This window comes from Frigidibacter sp. MR17.24 (genome assembly GCF_037095655.1).
Lineage (GTDB): Bacteria > Pseudomonadota > Alphaproteobacteria > Rhodobacterales > Rhodobacteraceae > Frigidibacter.
In genome coordinates, this window is sequence record NZ_JBAWKE010000003.1 from 303161 (window position 1) to 321386 (window position 18226).

15 protein-coding genes are annotated in these 18226 nt (G+C 71.2%); 5 read left to right on the forward strand and 10 right to left on the reverse strand.

Going from position 1 to position 18226, the window contains the following annotated elements; translation table 11 throughout:
* The 10 genes from V8J39_RS13650 to V8J39_RS13695 all read right to left on the reverse strand — a co-directional run bounded on the left by V8J39_RS13650 (position 1) and on the right by V8J39_RS13695 (position 11587).
* Entirely contained in the window at positions 1 to 1224 is a 1224-nt protein-coding gene (locus V8J39_RS13650) for an NAD(P)/FAD-dependent oxidoreductase (protein WP_336461474.1), read from the reverse strand.
* Entirely contained in the window at positions 1221 to 2615 is a 1395-nt protein-coding gene (locus V8J39_RS13655; protein ID WP_336461475.1) for an NAD(P)/FAD-dependent oxidoreductase, read from the reverse strand. Before V8J39_RS13655 ends, V8J39_RS13650 begins: the two co-directional genes overlap by 4 nt.
* Positions 2616 to 2764: 149 nt before the next feature.
* Positions 2765 to 3547: a DeoR/GlpR family DNA-binding transcription regulator gene (locus V8J39_RS13660; RefSeq protein WP_336461476.1), complete on the reverse strand. Its 783-nt coding sequence runs from the start codon at positions 3545 to 3547 to the stop codon at positions 2765 to 2767.
* Positions 3548 to 3719: 172 nt separating this feature from the next.
* A complete protein-coding gene (locus V8J39_RS13665; RefSeq protein ID WP_336461477.1) occupies positions 3720 to 5480 on the reverse strand; it encodes an ABC transporter ATP-binding protein in 1761 nt (586 codons plus the stop codon).
* Between the two features lie 5 nt (positions 5481 to 5485).
* On the reverse strand, positions 5486 to 6448 hold the full coding sequence (locus tag V8J39_RS13670; RefSeq protein ID WP_336461478.1) for an acetamidase/formamidase family protein: 963 nt from the start codon (positions 6446 to 6448) through the stop codon (positions 5486 to 5488).
* A gap of 5 nt (positions 6449 to 6453) precedes the next feature.
* Positions 6454 to 8073, reverse strand: coding sequence for an ABC transporter substrate-binding protein (locus V8J39_RS13675; RefSeq protein ID WP_336461479.1), 1620 nt, complete (start codon positions 8071 to 8073; stop codon positions 6454 to 6456).
* Between the two features lie 47 nt (positions 8074 to 8120).
* A complete protein-coding gene (locus V8J39_RS13680) occupies positions 8121 to 9041 on the reverse strand; it encodes an ABC transporter permease (RefSeq protein ID WP_336461480.1) in 921 nt (306 codons plus the stop codon).
* Positions 9041 to 9925, reverse strand: coding sequence for an ABC transporter permease (locus tag V8J39_RS13685; protein ID WP_336461481.1), 885 nt, complete (start codon positions 9923 to 9925; stop codon positions 9041 to 9043). Before V8J39_RS13685 ends, V8J39_RS13680 begins: the two co-directional genes overlap by 1 nt.
* Entirely contained in the window at positions 9918 to 10520 is a 603-nt protein-coding gene (locus V8J39_RS13690; RefSeq protein ID WP_336461482.1) for an ANTAR domain-containing response regulator, read from the reverse strand. Before V8J39_RS13690 ends, V8J39_RS13685 begins: the two co-directional genes overlap by 8 nt.
* The gene (locus tag V8J39_RS13695; RefSeq protein WP_336461483.1) at positions 10517 to 11587 is read right to left on the reverse strand and encodes a transporter substrate-binding protein; all 1071 of its coding nucleotides are present in this window, start codon (positions 11585 to 11587) and stop codon (positions 10517 to 10519) included. The genes V8J39_RS13690 and V8J39_RS13695 overlap by 4 nt, the downstream gene beginning before the upstream one ends.
* 345 nt (positions 11588 to 11932) lie before the next feature.
* Here V8J39_RS13695 and V8J39_RS13700 point away from each other — a divergent pair, with 345 nt between their 5' ends.
* From V8J39_RS13700 to V8J39_RS13720, 5 genes are read left to right on the forward strand one after another with little or no spacing between them, the layout of a single operon-like run.
* Positions 11933 to 12601, forward strand: coding sequence for a GntR family transcriptional regulator (locus tag V8J39_RS13700; RefSeq protein ID WP_336461484.1), 669 nt, complete (start codon positions 11933 to 11935; stop codon positions 12599 to 12601).
* A 14-nt stretch (positions 12602 to 12615) separates the two neighbouring features.
* The gene (locus V8J39_RS13705) at positions 12616 to 14649 is read left to right on the forward strand and encodes a hydantoinase/oxoprolinase family protein (protein WP_336461485.1); all 2034 of its coding nucleotides are present in this window, start codon (positions 12616 to 12618) and stop codon (positions 14647 to 14649) included.
* Entirely contained in the window at positions 14646 to 16256 is a 1611-nt protein-coding gene (locus tag V8J39_RS13710; protein WP_336461486.1) for a hydantoinase B/oxoprolinase family protein, read from the forward strand. The genes V8J39_RS13705 and V8J39_RS13710 overlap by 4 nt, the downstream gene beginning before the upstream one ends.
* Positions 16256 to 16870 (forward strand): TRAP transporter small permease subunit, encoded by a 615-nt coding sequence (locus V8J39_RS13715; RefSeq protein WP_336461487.1) that lies wholly within the window; start codon positions 16256 to 16258, stop codon positions 16868 to 16870. Before V8J39_RS13710 ends, V8J39_RS13715 begins: the two co-directional genes overlap by 1 nt.
* Positions 16867 to 18222, forward strand: coding sequence for a TRAP transporter large permease (locus tag V8J39_RS13720; protein WP_336461488.1), 1356 nt, complete (start codon positions 16867 to 16869; stop codon positions 18220 to 18222). Before V8J39_RS13715 ends, V8J39_RS13720 begins: the two co-directional genes overlap by 4 nt.
* Positions 18223 to 18226: the final 4 nt, after the last annotated feature.

Here is an 18226-nt window from a genome sequence, read left to right on the forward strand (position 1 = left end):
TCAGGTCTCCCGCTCGAGCGTCAGGCTGAGGGCCCCGGCAAGCGCGTCGCCGTCCAGCGCCGGCACGTCGAGGCGCAGCGGCTTTTCGGGATGGCCGTGCACCCGGCGGCAGGCGATGGTGCGTCCCGCGGCGTCGCGCAGGTAGAGATGGCCCTTCGCCGCGCCCTCGGCCCGGATGTTCAGCCGCACCGGCCCCGCCGCGGTCACGGTCTGCGGCACGACGTAGCGGATGCCGGCCCCGGCGCGGATCGACTGCCGTGCCGGTGCCGCCGCGCCGGGGCCGCGCAGGTCGGCTGCGATGATGCGCGCGACGCGGCGCCCCTCGGCCCAGCAGAAGCCCGCGGTCTCGACCGGGTGCAGCACGTTGCCCGCCACGAACACGTGCGGATCCGAAGACCGGCCGACCGGGTCGATCGACGGCCCCAGCGTGCCGGGATCGAGCGCCAGCCCGCTTGCCCGCGCCAGCGTCGCCTCGGGCGTGAACTGGCCCGAGAAGATCACCCCGTCGGCCGCAAGCTGCAGATCCCGGCCCGCGGCATCGCGCAGCCGGACGCCCGAGACGCGGCCCTGCCCCTCGATCGACACGAGCTGCGCGCCCTCGATCACCGGGACGCCCAGTGCGCGGCACATCAGCAGGAACGGGCGCGGCACCTTCACCTGCCCGCCGGTCTCGACCAGCGCCACCGGGCGGATGCCGTGGCGCCGGCAGCTGAGCACCGCCGACAGCGACACCAGCTCGGACCCGAAGATGACCGGCCGGCGGAACGGCACCCGGTCCTCTTCGTACAGGAAGGACTGCAGCGCGGCGGTGTTCATCACCCCGACCGGGCGCAGGCCCGGCACAAGGCGCTGCGCCCGCGTGCGCTCGCGGTTGCCGGTGGCCAGCAGCACCCGCCCGGCGGCGATCTCGCCGGCGCCGTCGAGGCTGGCCACGGTCAGGCGCCCGCCGGCCCCGATCGCGGTCACGGTGTGATTGAGCCGGATCTCGACCCCCGCGCGCTCGGCCCGGCGCACCAGGCGGCGGGCATAGGCCGGCCCGGTCAGGACACGGGCGAATTCGCGCATCCCGAACGGTGGGTGTCCGCAGTGGCGGGGGATGCCGCCCGCGACGCCGAAGCGTTCGAAGACCACGACCCGGCCGATTCCTAGGCGCTTCAGCTCGGTCGCGGCGGCAAGGCCCGCGGGGCCGGCGCCGATCACGGCGACATCGCAGGTCTCGGTCATCGGGCATCCTCCGGCAGGATCGGCGCGCGCAGGCGTCCCTCGCTCAGGGTCGCGAGGCGGGCGAGGCAGTTGAAGCCCTGGCAGCGGCCCATCGCGCACCGGGTGCGCCGGCGCAGCCCGCCGTAGTCTCCGGGCGGCAGCGGGCTGTCGAGCGCCGCCTCGATCTCGCGCCGGGTGACCATCTCGCAGTGGCACACGATGCCGTCGTGGCCGGGCGCCTGCCAGTCGCGCGGCAGGTGTTCGGCCAGGTTCGGCATCCGCGGCTGCGGCACGACGCCGGGCGCGACAAGGTCGCGCGGCTCTGCCCCCAGCCACAGGGCGAAGACATGGCCCGCGATGCCGAGCGCCCCGGTGAGACCGGTCGACCGGATGCCGCCGGCGCAGTAGTAGCGGCGCGCCGGCTCGGCATGGACGCGGTATTCCTTGCGCTCGGTCGCCGGTCGCAGGCCGGCATAGACCGCCGTCACCGGCATCCCGCGCAGGCCCGGCACCAGCTCCTCGGCCTTGGCGATGAGGCCTTCCAGCTCCGGTTCGGTGACGTCGGGACGGTCGCGGTCCTGCTGTTCCTCGGCGGTGGGTCCGACCAGCAGGTTGCCGAAGATCGTGCGCGTCAGCACCACGCCCTTGGTGCGGTCGTTCGGCACCGGCAGCAGGATCGTGCGCAAAAGCGCGGCCGCCGCCTTGTCATAGACCACGAACTGGCCCTTGCGCGGCCGCACCTCGAACCGCGCGGCGCCAAGCAGCATCGCCTCGATCCGGTCGCCCTGCAGCCCGGCACAGTTCACGACCGACCGGGCCGCGATCCGGCCCGCCGGCGTCTCGAGCGACCAGTGCGTGCCCTCGTCATGCGCGGCGGTGACGGGGGCCAGGAAGTGGAACCGCGCCCCCAGCGCCTGCGCCTGCGTTGCATAGGCCAGCGGCGCGGACCACGGGTCGATCAGCACCTCGCCCGGGACCAGCAGCGCGCCCCGGACATGCGCCGCCAGCTTCGGCTCGCGCGCGAGCGTCTCGTCGCGCGACAGAAGGCGCGTGTCGGTGACGCCGTTGCCCTGCGCCTGCGCCAGCAGGTCCGGCAGGCGGGCCTCTTCCTCGGCGGTCCAGGCGGCGACCATCGCGCCGGTCTCCAGCACCGGCAGGTTCAGATCGGTCCGGATCCGCAGGTATTCGTCATAGGCCGCCTGCATGCACGACAGCTCGAGCGAGCCCGGCGGCGCGTCGAAGCCGGTGTGCAGGATGGCACTGTTGGCCTTCGAGGCGCCCGACAGGATGTCGGCGCCGGCCTCGAGGACGACGACGCTCGCCCCCTCCATCGCGAACTTCCGCGCCATCGCGCAGCCGACGACGCCGGCGCCGATGATCGCGATGTCTGGAACGGTCGGGCTTGCGGCCAAGGGTCGTCTCCGTGGTCAGGGCCGTCCCGGGCAGGCGACGGCTACTTTGTGCGACCGTGCATATTTTTGACCGAATCCACAATTAAAAACATGAAACCGACGTCCGATATGTCTGATCCCGGTGCCGATGCTTGGTTTTTCGGCGCTGATCACGCGAAATTCGCGACGACCACCTCGACCCCCGCCGCGTCGAGGGCGCGGCGCAGCGCCTCGGGCGGCTCGCGGTCGGTCACCAGCCTGTGCACGGCCGAGAGCGACGCAACCTCGAACACTGCCGCACGGTCAAGTTTCTCGTGGTCCGCCAACACGGTAACCCGCGACGCCCGCGCCACCATCGCCCGGGCCATCTCGCATTCGCGCAGGTCGTAATCCATGATTCCGGTCCGGGTCATGGCGCCGATGGTCAGCACGGCATGTTCGGCGGTGAAGCGCGACAGCTGGTCGATCGCCAGCATCCCCAGCGTCTCGCGCCCCTCGGCCGCGATCTCGCCGCCCAGCAGGTAGATCGCGTGATGACCGTGGGAGCGGGCAAGGATGAAGGAGATTTCGGGCGAATTTGTGATCACGGTCAGCCCGCTGCGCTCGGCCAGCGCGCGGGCGAAGGCGATCGTGGTCGAGCCGGTGTCGACGAACAGCACCGAGCCCTCGGGGAACAGGGCGGCGGCCGTCCGCCCGATCGCATCCTTTTCGGCCGCCATCTCCCCCAGCCGCTTGTCAAAGGGCCCCTCGGTCGCCTGCGGCTCCGCGCCGCTGCCGGCGGCGCGGGCGCCACCGTGAAACTTGCGTGCCTGTCCAAGCGCATCCAGCTCGGCAAGGTCCCGGCGGATCGTCTCGCGCGAGGTGTCGAACCGCGTGGCGAGCGCGTCGACATGCACCTCTCCCGTCTCCGCGATAAGTTCCAGGATCAGGGTTCGGCGGGCTGCGGGCTTCATGCGGTGTCCTTTGGGCGGGGCCGGGCAAACGGCGCGGCGGCGATCACTGCCCGTTTCCACAAACCTACAGATCTGCGGCGCCCCGGCAACTGCCGACCGTGCCGAGGGGTCAGAATGCGGCACCGTTTTCGCCCCCGCCCGCAGCCGCTGCCTTGGGGGCGTCACGGGGGCGTCACGACGCGACGAGATGCCCCCCGCCCGCATCGACCAGCCGCAGCCGCGCCGGAGCCGAGCCGACCGGGTGGATCGGGCTTGGCACCTCGCCCGACAGCCGGTCCGCCGGCGGGCGGCGCGCCGCGGGGTCGGGCACCGGAACCGCCGCGATCAGCCGCCGGGTATAGGGATGGCGCGGATCGCCGAACACCTGGTCCCGCGTCCCCATCTCGACGATCTGGCCAAGGTACATCACCGCGACGCGGTCGGCGATCATCTCGACCACCGCCATGTCGTGCGAGATGAACAGGTAGCTCAACCCCAGATCGCGCTTCAGCTCCCCAAGCAGCGCCAGCACCCGCGCCTGCACCGAGACATCCAGCGCCGACACGCTCTCGTCGCAGATGATCAGCCGCGGGTTCAGCGCCAGCGCGCGGGCGATGCAGATCCGCTGGCGCTGCCCGCCCGAGAATTCGTGCGGATAGCGGTCCAGCTGATCGGCCGCCAACCCGACGCGCGCGAACAGCTCCGCCGCCCGCGCCCGCCGCTCGGCGGGCGAGCCGATGCCGTGGATCGCCAGCGGCTCGGCCACGGCATCGCCGACCCGCATCCGCGGATCGAGCGCCGCCATCGGGTCCTGAAACACCATCTGCACGTCGCGCGTCAGCGTCCGGCGCCCCGCCGCGGTCAGCCCCGCCAGCGCCTGACCCGCCACCTCGACATGACCCGCATGCGGCACGAGCCCCGCCAGCGCCTTCGCGATCGTCGACTTGCCGCAGCCGGATTCGCCCACCAGCGCGAAGGTCTCGCCCGGCCGGATCTCGAGGCTGACACGCTCGACCGCATGCACCCGGTGCGTCACCCGGCCCCAAAGCCCGCCGCGGATCTCGAACCCGACCGAGGCGTCGTGCAGCCGCGCGACCGGGGCTTCCGCATTGGCGGAAATATCCTCGGGGGGTCCGGGGGGCAGACGGCCCCCCGGCCGCCGCCCCATCCGCGGCACCGCGGCCAGCAACTCGCGGGTGTAATCGGCCCGCGGCTGCGCGAAGATCGCGCCCACCGGCCCCTCCTCGACCAGCGCGCCATCGCGCAGGATGATCACCCGGTCCGCCATCTCGGCCACCACACCCATGTCATGGGTGATCAGCACGATCGCGGTGCCGGTCTCGCGCTGCAGGTCGCGCAGCAGGTCCAGCACCTCGCGCTGGACCGTCACGTCAAGCGCCGTCGTCGGCTCGTCGGCGATCAGCACGTCGGGTTTCAGCGCCAGCGCCATCGCGATCATGACCCGCTGGCGCATGCCCCCCGACAGCTCGTGCGGATACTGCCCCATGCGCCGCTCGGGCTGCGAGATCCGCACCGCCGCCAGCGCGGCAAGCGCCCGGCCGCGCGCGACGCGCGGGGCCACCGGATCATGCGCGCGCACCGCCTCGACCAGCTGGGCCCCGATCGTCATCACCGGGTTCAGCGAGGTCATCGGCTCCTGGAAGATCATCGCGATCCGGGCGCCGCGCACCCGGCGCATCTCGGCCTCGGGCAGCGCCAGCAGGTCCTGCCCGCCCAGCATCACCCGCCCCGCGCTGGCCCGCACCGCCGGCGGCGGCAGCAGCCCCATCACCGCGAGCGAGGTCAGCGACTTGCCCGACCCGCTTTCGCCGGCGATGGCCAGCGTCTCGCCGCGCGCCAGCGTGAAGGACAGGTCGCGCACCAGCGCCCGGTCGCGGCCCTGCGCGCGCACCGAGACGGTCAGCCCCTCGACCGACAGGACCGCAGGCTCCATCGCGCTCACTCGAAGACGGCGCGGGGGAAGTAGAAGCTGACCACCCAGTTCGGCATGTCCACGATCTCGGAGATGCGCAGGTCGCCGCAGGTCGAGGCCAGCATGTAGGCCTCGACCGCCGGCATCCCGCGGGTGGCGCACAGCAGGTCCACCATGCCCGCGACCGCGTCGCGCGCCCCAGCCATCAGGTCGGGCCCGACCCCGGTCGTCACCTCGTAGCCCTTGGCGTCGAGATGGCGCGTGACCGGTCCGGGCGTGCGGAACCGCGGCATCTTCAGCCGCGCGTCCTTCACCAGGTCGAAGGTCAGCACCACGTCCATCGGGCTTTCGATCGCGGTGCCGCAGACCTCGCCGTCGCCCTGCGCGGCATGGGTGTCGCCGACCGAGAACAGCGCGCCCGCGACCTCGACCGGCAGCCAAAGCTCGGTCCCCGCCGACAGGTCGCGGATGTCGAGATTGCCGCCGACCCGGCGCGGCGGCACCACCGAGTGCAGCCCCGGCTCGGCCAGCGCGTTGCCGATCGTGCCGGTGAAGGGCTTGAGCGGCACGCGGCCCTCCTTCGACCACATCGCCGGCGCCATCGTCGCCGGGTCGAAATCCCAGCTGATCAGCGCGGCCTCGGTGAACTGGTCGGCCAGCAGCCCGAAGCCCGGGATGTTCGCCGTCCAGCCCCAGCCGCGCCCCGAGGCGGCCGGCTGCGGCGCGAAGCTGTCGAGCGTGATCTTCAGCGCGTCGCCCGGCTCGGCCCCCTCGATCCAGACCGGGCCCGAGACCGGGTTGATCCGGCCGAAGTCGAGCGCCGCGACATCGGCGACGGTCGACTGCGGGCCAAGCTGGCCCGCAGAGCTGTCATGACAGTGATAGAGCACGCTCTCGCCGGGGCTCACCCGCTGGACCGGGGCGATGGAATTGTCCCAGCCGAAATGGTGCTGCGCCGCGTGGATCGTGTAGTTGCAGGCCCGGCACATCGGCGTCACTCCTTGATGAAGACGTAGTCGTAGTTCACCGGGATCGAGACCGGATCGACATAGAGGTCATCGGCCCCGCCCATCCGCGGCGACTTCATGGTGAAGCGGTTCTCGTTGAAGACCGGGACCCAGGGCGCGTCCTCCATCACCTTCTGGTAGACGTCCGACCACATCTCGAGCCGCGCCGGATCGGCCGGGTCGGCGAAGCTGTCGGCCTTGGTCGCCTCGGCGTCGATCGTCTCGTTGCAGTATTTCGACCAGTTCCAGCCGCCCTCGACCGCGCCGGCGCAGCCCAGGATCGGGCCGTAGAAGTTCGAGGGATCGGGGAAGTCGGCGATCCAGGCCATGCCGCCCGACCAGATCATCGGCGCGGTGCCGGCGCCGCCGGCCTCGATCACGTTGGCCTGCGCCAGCGCCTGGATCGAGGCGGTGATCCCCACCGCCTTCAGGTCCGCCTGGATCGCCTGGGCGATGCGCGGGTTCGGGTCGGTGTTCATCACGAACAGCTCGGTGTCGAACCCGTCGGCGAAGCCGGCCCCGGCCAGCATCTCCTTGGCCTTGGCCGGGTCGTAGGCATAGCCCGCGTACCCCTCGGTATAGCCGGGCATCGAGGGCGGCAGCGGCTGGGTCGCGGGCACGGCGCGGCCGTTGATGATCTGGGTGATGCGATCCTTGTTGATCGCCATGTTCACCGCCTTGCGCACCTCGGGCTTGTCGAAGGGCGGCTGGGTGACGTTGAGGGTGATGTAGCCGGTGTGCAGCTGCCCGCCCTCGACCACGCGGGCCTTCTGGTCGGGATCGGCCATCACCTCCTGGAACTTCGCCGGCGGGATGCCGTCGCCGGGCACGTCGACCTCGCCGTTCTGCAGCCGCAGCAGCGCCACGACCGGTTCCTGGCCGACCTCGAAGGTGATCTGGTCCAGGTAGGGGACGCCGTCGCGCCAGTAGCCGGGGTTCTTCTCCAGCACGAGGCTCTGGCCGATGGTCCAGCTCGCGAGGCTGAAGGCGCCGGTGCCGACCGGGTGCTTGCCGAAATCGGCGCCGAATTCCTCGACCGCCTCCTTGGGCACGACCGAGGCGAAGTTCAGCGCCATCACGTGCAGGAAGGTGGCGTCCTGGCGCGACAGCGTGATCTCGACCGTCGCGGGATCGACGACCTTCACGCCCGACAGCCCGGTCGCCTCGCCCGAGGCCACGGCATCATAGCCGGCGATCGAGGCGAAGAAGCCCGCGCCCGGCGACTGGGTCTCGGGGTTCGTGACCCGGTCGAGCGAGTATTTCACGTCGTCCGCGGTCATCTCGCGACCGTTGTGGAAGGTCACGCCCTTGCGCAGGTGGAAGGTGAAGACCAGCCCGTCCCCGGACAGGTCGTAGCTTTCGGCAAGGCCCGGGCGCAGTTCGGTCGTGCCGGGGACATAGTCCATCAGCCCGTCGAAGATCGACTTGATCATCGACCAGTTCTGCCAGTCGTAGCCGATGGCCGGGTCGAGCGTGGCGACATCGTCCTTGTAGGTGACGACCATGTTGCCGCCGGGCGTCGCGGCCGGGTCGGGGGTATAGTCCTGCGCCGCGGCGGGAAGCGCCAGGGCAAGGGTGATCGCGGTGCTGGTCAGCCAGTGCTTCATCGTCTCTCCTGTTGTCGGATGCGGGCCGCTTCGGCCTCGTTTCGGGGTCATTTCAGGCGGATGCGGGGGTCGATCATCGGCGCGATCAGGTCGGCGAGCAGGTTGCCGAGCACGATCGCGGTGGCCGAGACCAGGGTGACGCCCATGATGATCGGGATGTCGACGCGCTGGATCGCCTGCCAGGCCAGCTGGCCGATGCCGGGCCAGCCGTAGACGCTTTCCACCACCACGATGCCGCCCATGAAGATGCCGATGTCGATGCCGATCATGGCGATCACGGGCAGGATCGCGTTGGGCAGGGCATGGCGCAGGACCACCCGGGCGCGGCCCAGCCCCTTGGCGCGGGCGGTGCGGATGAAGTCGGCGCGCAGCACCTCGACCATCGACGATCGCATCATCCGGCTGTACCAGCCCGATCCGAGGATCCCGAGCGTCAGGGCCGGCAGCACCAGATGCGCGAAGGTGCCGTAGCCGCCGATCGGGAACCAGCCCAGCCGCACCGCGAAGACGTAAAGCAGCAAGAGCCCGACCACGAACTGCGGCGCCGAGACCGCGACGAAGCTGCCCACCATCAGCGACTGGTCGAGCGCGCGGCCCCGCCACAGCGCCGCGACGATCCCGAGCGTCAGCCCGATCGCCAGCTCGCACAGGATGCCGCCCGCCATCAGCAGAAGCGATGCGGGCAGCCGCGCCCAGATCAGCGTCGCGACCTCGGTGCGCTGCAGGTAGCTGCGCCCCATGTCGCCCTGCACCAGCCCGGCAAGGTAGCGCCCGTACTGCACCAGGAACGGCTGATCGAGGCCGAGCTGGCGGCGGATGTTCTCGACCGTCTGCGCGGTGGCCGACCGTCCGGCGATCTGGCGCACCGGGTCGGCGGGCAGGACATAGAGCAGCAGGAAGGTGATGAAGCTGACCCCCAGCAGGATCAGCGCGGCCTGCACCAGCCGCCGTGCGAGATAGGCCGCCATCAGTCGCGCCCCCGCTGCGTCGGGTCGAGCACGTCGCGCAGCGCGTCCCCCACCAGGTTGAAGGCCAGCGCCAGCGCCAGGATGAAGGCGCCGGGGATGAACACCAGCCAGGGCGCGGCCTGGAAATAGGTCTGGTTCTCGAAGATGATGTTGCCCCAGCTGGGCGTCGGCGGCTGCACCCCCACGCCAAGATAGCTCAGCGTCGCTTCCAGCAGCACCGTGGTCGAGATCCCGAGCGTGCCCCAGACGATGATCATCGGCACCAGGTGCGGCAGGATGTGGCGCAGCAGGATCCGGGCGCTGCCCGCGCCCAGTGTCCGCTCGGCGGCGATGAACTCGCGCTCGGACAGGGTCGTGGTCTCGGTATAGACGACGCGGGCGGTCTGCACCCAGTTCACCAGCGCGATCACCATCGCCACGATCCACAGCGAGGGCGTGAAGATCGCCGCCAGGCAGATCGCCAGAAGCAGCGCCGGGAAGGCCATCATCAGGTCGGTGAAGCGCATCAGCACCGCCCCGATCCAGCCGCGGAAGAACCCCGCGACCACGCCGACGACGGTGCCGATCGCCAGCGCGACGCCATTGGCCACCACCCCGATCACCAGCGAGGTGCGCGCGCCGTAGAGGATGCGCGAGAAGAGGTCGCGCCCCAGAAGGTCGGTGCCGAAGACGAACTGGCCGTTCGGCGCCAGCGGCGCGCCCTGCAGCGTCAGCCCCTCGAACAGCTGCTCGTCGGGGCCATAGGGCGCGATCAGCGGCGCGAAGGCCGCGCCGAGCACGACGACCAGGATCGTGGCCAGACCCAGCAGGGCCAGGGGGCGCCGCGCCAGCCGGCGCCAGATGCCGGCCGGGACCGGACGATCGGCAAGCGTGGTGTCAGCCATCGTGGCGCGCCCCCGCATCGGGCCCGCGCGGGGCCTCGGCCAGCCGCTCGGCCGCCTCCTCGAAGCTCACCCGCCAGGCCATCGCCATGCGGCGCAGCTGGGCATAGGCCTCGTCCTCGGACTTGCCGAGCCCCATCAGCATCGCGACCGCGCGCACCACGGTCTGGCGCTTTTCCAGCCGGTCGCGCAGGGCCGCGACCTCGGCCGCCAGCTGCTGGCGCGCCTCGAAGGCCGAGCGCGAGATCAGCAGCGCCGAATAGACCCCCGCCCCGCCCACGGGCTTGAGCACATGGGCATCGGCGCCGATGTCGAGCGACCATTCGATCCGCCCCGGCGCCTCGGAGCCGATCAGCGCGATCATCGGCATCGGCGCGGCGCCCGGCGCCCAGGGAAACTGGCCGTCATGGCCCAGATCGGCGTCGAAGAAGATGAAGTCGGCCGCCAGCGCCGCCGCCGGAAGCTCGGGCCAGTGCGCCTCGACCAGCAGGCCGATCGCGCCCAGCTGGCGCTCCAGCGCCTGCACCGTGGCGTGGGGCCGGTGCAGGATCACCGCCCGCGCCCCGCCGAGGTTGCCGATCCGGACCCGCCGCCTCATGGCACCAGCCTCAGCCGCGGCGCGACCGGCGCGACGGGCCGCGACAGGTAGGGATCGGCGCGCAGGGTGCCGCGGTCCTCCATCACCTCGAACCGGCCGGCACGGGCGCGCGCGATCAGCGCCGGCAGGCTGCGGTGGTGGGTCTCGGGGTCGAGCCCCGCCGCCGCCGCCGCCGGGCGGCGCATCAGCGCGGCAAGATCGCGCGCCTCGCCCCCCGGCTCGGCCAGCAGGGCCGCCAGCAGCCGCACCGCCGCATGGGCCGCCGCCTCGGGCGACGAGCCGAATCCGCCCTCGCCCGGGGCGAAATAGGGCCCGGCCGAGATCAGCCCCTCGGTCGCCGCGGGCGCGATCTCGGGCAGCTCGCATTCCGTGAGGTTGCAAGACAGCACCGGGCAGCGGTCGGGGCGGAAGGCGGGATCGGCCTCGCCCAGCGCGCGCAACGCGGCGAGGAACGCGTATTCCGAGGTGCCGATCAGGTTGTTGAGCACGAAGTCCGGCCGGGTCACCCGGATCTCCTCGATCATCCGCGCGACCTCGGTCGCGCCGATCGGCAGGTAGCGCTCGCCCAGCACGGCGCCGCCGGCCTCGGTGATGCGCTCGCGGGCGATGCGGTTCATCTCCCAGCCCCAGATGTAGTTCGACCCGGTCAGGTAGCCGCGCCGGCCATGGCGCGCGAAGCACCAGTCGAGCAGCGGCAGCAGGTGCTGGTTCGGGCAGGCATGCAGGTAGACCACGTGGTCCGAGGTCTCGAACCCCTCGTAGGGCAGCGGATACCACAGGCTGCCGCCCATCCGCTCCAGCACCGGGATCACTTCCTTGCGGCTCCACGAGGTGACGCAGCCGACGACGTGGCGCGCGCCCGCGGCGATGATCTCCTCGCACAGCGGCGCATAGCGGTCGATGTCGCCGCGCGGATCGCGTTCGACCAGCTCCAGCCGCACCGGGCTGGCGGGATCGCGGTTCACCGCCTCGACCGCCGCGACGGCCCCGGCCCGAACCGCGTGCGACATCAGCCGGTAGGGTCCCGACTGCGACAGCAGCAGCCCGATGCGGATGTCCCGTTTCATTGCAGCCTTCCCAAACGCGAAAAGCCCCGCGTCCCGTCACGGCGCCAGGAAAGGGGCCGCAGGGTGCGAGGCTCGGATGCCGATCGTCAGATGTCTTGCGTGCCAGCTTCGACTCAACCGTCCCCGCCGGTCAACCCCGCACGCCCCCCGACCCGGCGCAGCCGCCCCCCGAAATGGTCCCTTTCGCGCAGACGGGCAAAAACACGTTCGCACATCGCCCAATTTCGCGCCATTCATGCCTACCGGGCAGGCAGGGAACAGGACCCTCGGGATTGACCAGAACATTTGGTTGACAATCCGGTCAACCACTTTGCACACAATAAGCCGACACCGGGGGAGACCGACATGACCGACCAGCTCGAGACCGAGGACCGCTTCGACACCGAGGACCTGATCGCCGAGCTGCGCCAGCGCATCGTGCGCGAGGTCTACGGCGCCGGGCAGCGGCTGCGCGAACGCCAGATCTCCGAGGAATTCGGCACCTCGCGCGCCCAGGTGCGCGAGGCCTTCGCCGTGCTGACCGAGCGCCGGCTTCTCACCCGGCAGGCCAATGTCGGCGTCACCGTCACCCGGCTTGGCCCGACCGAGATCGTCGAGCTTTACGAGGTGCGCGGCGCGGTCGAGGGCCTTGCCGCCCGTCTCGCCGCCGACCGCGCCCCGAGCGGCGCCTGGGACGAACTGGCCCGGCGCTTCGGCGCCGAGGCCGACGCGCTGATCGCCGCGGCCGATCTGGACGGCTATGGCCGGCTGGTGAACGCCGCGCAGCAGGGGCTTGTCGACCATGCCCGCAACCCGGTGCTGGTCGAGACGATGGGCCTTCTGGGCGATCGGGCCGCGGTGCTCGCCCGCCGCTCGATCCTGCTGCCGGGCCGGACGGATGTCGGCCTGCGGATGCACCGCGACCTCATCGAGGCCCTGATCGCCCGCGACGGCGAGGCGGCCGAACGGATCAAGCGCGCCAACCTCGCCGATGCCTGCGACCGGCTGGTGCGCTTCGCCGACTACCTGCGCTGAAAGGACGACCCCTCATGACCGCAACCGGCTGGAACATCGGCATCGACGTGGGTGGCACCTTCACCGACATCGCCGCCGTTCACCTGGGCGACGGGCGCATGGAAGTGCTGAAACTGCCCTCGACCCCCAAGGCCCCCGATGCCGCCATGCTTGAAGGCGTCGCGCGCCTCGCGGCGCGCATCGGCATCGACCCCGCCGACTTCGCCCGCGTCGCCCATGGCACCACCGTCGCCACCAATGCGCTGATCCAGGACCGCGGCGCGAAGCTGGCGCTGATCACCACCCGCGGCTTTCGCGACGTGCTGGAGATCGGCCGCCAGATCCGGCCGCACATGTTCGACTTCCACACCGACATCCCCCGCCCGCTGGTCCCCGAGGACCGCCGCTTCGAGATCACCGAGCGGCTGCTGTCCGACGGCGCGGTCCATGTCGCGCTGACGGACGCGGAAATCGCCCGCGTGGTCGAACAGGTCGCGGCCTCGGGGGCCGAGGCCTGCGCCGTCTGCCTGATCCACGCCTATCGCAACCCCGACCACGAGGCGCGCATCGGGGCGGCGCTGAAGGCCCGCCTGCCCGGCATCTTCCTGTCGCTGTCCCACGAGGTGCACCCCGAGTTCCGCGAGTTCGAGCGCTTCTCGACCACCGCGGTCAACGGCTTCGTCCAGCCCGAGATGGCGCAGTACCTCGCCCGGCTCGAGGCGGGCCTCGCCGCGCTGGGATCGGCCGCGAAGATCGGCATCAACCAGTCCTCGGGCGGGCTGATGCCGATCGGGCGCGCGGCGCAACTGCCGGTGCGCACGGCGCTGTCGGGCCCCGCCGCCGGCATCGTCGGCGTGCTCGAGACGCTGGGCGACAGCTCGCAGGGCGATTTCATCACGCTGGACATGGGCGGCACCTCGGCCGATGTCAGCCTCGTGCGCGGCTTCGCCCCCACCTTCACCTCGGAACGCGAGATCGAGGGGCGGCCGGTGAAGCTGTCGTCGGTCGACATCAACGCGGTCGGGGCCGGCGGCGGCTCGATCGCCTGGATCGACACCGACGGGCTGATGAAGGTCGGGCCGCAATCCGCGGGCGCCGTTCCCGGCCCCGCCTGCTATTCCAAGGGCGGCACCGTCGCCACGGTCTCGGACGCGAACCTGTACCTGGGCCGGCTGTCGCCGAAGCTGCTCGACGGCGCGATGGAACTCGACGCCGAGGCCGCGGCCCGCGTCGTGGCCGAGATCGCCGAACCGCTGGGCCTGTCGCCGCAGGAAACCGCGCTGGGGATCATCGAGATCGTCAACGCGACCATGGTCCGCGCGATCCGCCAGATCTCGGTCGAGCGTGGCCTGGACCCGGCGGGCTTCGACCTCGTGGCCTTCGGCGGCGCGGGTCCGCTGCACGGGGCCGACGTCGCGCGCGCGCTTGGCATCGCGCGCGTCATCATCCCGGCCCGCCCCGGGCTTCTGTGCGCCGAGGGCCTGCTGAACGCGCCGCTGCGCGAGGATTACGTGCAGGCGCTGGGGCTGCGGCTCGACGACAAGGGGCTTGTCGCGCTGGACGAGGCCGCGGGCGCGCTCTGCGCCCGGGCGGCCGACTGGTTCGCCACGCAGGCCTCCCCCGGCGAGATCGGCCTGTCGGTCGACCTGCGCTATGTCGGCCAGAACTACGAGCTGCGCGTGCCGCTGGGCGAGCGCGTCGATGAGCCCGTGCTGCGCGCGGCCTTCGTCGCCGCGCACCGCGAGATGTACGGCCACGCCGACGAGGCCGCCCCGATCGAGATCGTCGCGCTGCGCGCCGAGGCCCTGATCGCGCTGCCCCGCGCCCCCGACCCCGCGCCGTCTCTCCCCGGCGCGGAACCCGTCCCGACCGGCACCCGCCCCGTCATCCACGACGCCGCGGGCCCGGTCGGGGCGCGCGTCTACCGCCGCGAGGCGATCGGTCCGGGCCAGTCGGTGACCGGCCCCGCCATCGTCGAGCAGACCGACAGCACCGTCGTCATCGGCCCCGGCGACCGCGCCACCGCCGACGCCCGCGGCAACCTGATCATCGAGGTCGCCTTCCAATGACCCTCACCCTGTCCCCAATCCGCCTGCAACTGCTGCAAAACGCGCTGGCCTCGGTCACCGACGAGATGTTCGCGGCGCTGACGCGCACCGCCTTCTCCGGCAACATCAAGGAACGCCGCGACCATTCGACGGCGATCATCGACACCGACGGCAACCTGGTGGCCCAGGCGCAGCAGTCGCTGCCGATCCACCTGTCGGGCCTGATCGGCCTTGTCGCCGCGATCCGGGCCGAGCATCCGCTGGACACGATCCGCCCCGGCGACATGTTCATCGCCAACGACCCGCACGAGGGCGGCGGCTCGCACCTGCCCGACATCAACACCGCCGAGCCGGTGTTCATCGACGGCGAACTGACCTGCTTCGTGTGCACCATCGCGCACCATTCCGACATCGGCGGCGCGCGCGCGGGTTCGATGGCCTCGGGCCTGACCGAGATCTGGCAGGAGGGCATCCGCATCCCGCTGGTCAAGCTTTACAGCGAAGGCCGGCGGATCGACGACATCTGGCGGCTGATCCTTCTGAACATGCGCATGCGCGAAGAGCGCCTTGGCGATTTCAACGCGCAGTTCGCGGCCTCGCGTCTCGGGCTGCGGCGGATGGCGGAACTGGCGCGGACCACCGACGCCGCGACGCTGCGCGCGGCCTTCGCCGGCATCCTCGACGGGACCGAGCGGCGGATGCGCGCCGCGATCGCGCAGATCCCCGATGGCAGCTACACGTTCCGCGACCTGATGGACGGCGACGGGCTGGAGGTGACGGACATCCCGATCCGGGTGAAGATCACTGTCAAGGGCGATGAGATCGCGATGGATTTCGCCGGCACCGGCAGGCAGGTCCCCGGCAACATCAACCTCGTGTTCAATGGCCTGCAATCGACGGTCAGCTTCGCGCTGAAGGTCCTGCTCGACCCGCATGCGCCCAACAACTCGGGGCTGCTGCGCCCGGTACGGATCACCGCGCCGCGCGGCTCGATCGTCAACGCCGTCGCCCCCGCCGCCGTCGCCCACCGGGTGCAGACCGGCATGCGCGTCGTCGACGCGATCTTCGGCGCCTTCGCCGAGGTGCTGCCGCAGGCGGTCACCGCCGCTTCGAACGGGTCGAACACCTCGGCCATGTTCTACGGCGTCGATCCGCGCAGCGGCCGGGAATACGTCTATTTCGAAACGCTCGGCGGCGGCTCGGGCGCGCGGCTGACCCGCGACGGCAAGGATGGCGTGCAGGCCGGCCTGACCAACACCTCGAACCTGCCGGTCGAGGCGATCGAGGCCGAATACCCGCTGCTCGTCGAAGGCTACAACCTGATCGAGGGGTCGGGCGGCGCGGGCCGCACCCGCGGCGGCCGCGGCATCGCCCGCGCGATCCGGCCGCTTGGGCACACCACCGTCTTCTCGGGCTCGGGCGAGCGCTTCCGCATCGCCCCCTGGCCGCTCGAGGGCGGCGAGCCGGGCCGGCCGGGGCGCTTCTACCTGACCCATGACGGGCAGGACGCGCCCGAGGCGCTGTCCGAAAAAGCCTCGCGCATCGAGATCACCCCCGCCTCGGTGCTGGTGATCGAGACCCCCGGCGGCGGCGGCTGGGGCCCCGCGACCGAACGAAAGGCCCGCTGATGGACACCGTGCTGACAGTCGGAACCGGCCTGCGCCGCGCCATCGAGGCGGTGGCGAAGGTCATGGCGCTCGCGGCGGGCTGGGCCTATCTCGCGACCGCGCTCTTCATCACCGGCGACGTGCTCGCCCGCAAGTTCCTGGGCGTGAGCTCGGGCGCCACGACCGAGATCTCGGGCTACCTGCTCGCCTTCGGGATCAGCTGGAGCCTGGCCCACGGGCTGGCCGAGCGTGCCCATATCCGCATCGACCTGCTGGTCGAGAAGCTGCCGCTTGCGGCGCGGGTCTGGGCGCATCTGGTGGCGCTGCTGGCCCTGCTGGCGCTGATCGCGATCCTCGTGTGGTCGGCGACAAACGTGCTGGAAGAGACGCTGCTGTTCGACGCCCGCGACCTGTCGGCGCTGCGCATCCCGATGATCTGGCCGCAGGGGCTCTGGGCCTTCGGCATGTTCATGCTGGCGCTGTTCGCCTTCGCCCTGACGCTCGAGGTGGTGCTGCTTCTCGCCGCCGGCCGGCCGCTGGAGATCGAGACCCTGATGCGCTCGCGCACCGCCGAGGACGAGAGCGAGGAGACGATCCGCGCCCTGCACGAGGCCGAAGAGGAGACCCGCGCATGATCATCCTGGCCGTCTTCGTCCTGTTCCTGGGGCTGTTCGTCTGGGCCTCGCTGACCGGGCACGCGCCCGACATCGCGATCTGGCCGATCATCGGGCTGTCGCTGCTGTTCGCGGGCTGCTTCGCCGCCGGGGTCTACATCGCCGCGATCCTGGGCGTGCTGGGCGTCGTCACCGGCTTCGTCTTCTCGGACCGGCCGTTCTACAACTTCATCGGCTCGGTCGCCTGGACGACCTCGTCGAACTACGTGCTGATCGCGCTGCCGCTGTTCCTGCTGATGGGGGAACTGTTGTTGCGCTCGGGCGTCTCGGCCAAGCTTTACAAGGCGCTGAACCTCTGGCTGAACCGGCTGCCGGGCGGCCTCCTGCACACCAACATCGCCTCCTGCGCCATGTTCTCGGCCATGTCGGGCTCGTCGATCGCGACCGCGGCGACCATGGGTTCGGTCGCGCTGCCGCAGTTCGAGGACACGGCCTATGACAAGCGCGTGGTGTTGGGCTCGCTGGCCGCGGGCGGGGCGCTGGGATCGCTGATCCCGCCGGGCACGATCCTGATCATCTACGCGCTTCTGACCAACACATCGGTCGGGGGGCTCTATGCCGCGGCGCTGGTGCCGGCGGCGCTGGTGACGCTGTTCTGCATCGGGGTGATCTTCGTGCACGGCCTGCGCCACCCGCTGCCCGACAGCGGTGTCCGCGTCCCGCTGTCGGCCAAGCTGAAGGGCACGGTCGGCATCGTGCCGACGCTGATCCTGATCGCGCTGGTGCTGGGCACGATCTACGGCGGTCTTGCCACGCCGACCGAGGCCGCGGCCTTCGGCGTCGCGGGCGCGGCCTTCTTCGCGCTGATCGAGGGCAAGCTGACGCTGCGCGCCCTGAACGAAAGCGCGCTGGCCGCCGCGCGCAACACCGCGATGGTCGGGCTGATCCTGATCGGGGCCTTCGTGCTGAACTACGTGCTGACCAGCCTGCGCGTGCCGCAGAACGTCGCCGGCATGATCGCCGATCTGCCGGTGCCGGGCTGGGTGATCATGGCCGCGATCGTGCTGGTCTACCTGGCGATGGGCACGATCATGGAGGGTTTCTCGATGGTCGTGACCACGATCCCGGTGATCTTCCCGGTGGTGGTCCAGCTGGGCTACGACCCGATCTGGTTCGGCGTCATGGTGACGCTGCTGGTCGAGATCGCGCTGATCACGCCGCCCGACGGCACGGTGATGTACGTGCTGCAGGGCCTGCGCAAGTCCGGCCCGATCACCGACATCTTCCAGGGCGTGATCCCCTTCGTGGGGGCCTACCTCGCGGTGATCGTGCTGCTGCTGTTCTTCCCCGGCCTCGCGCTGATGTTCCTCTGACGAA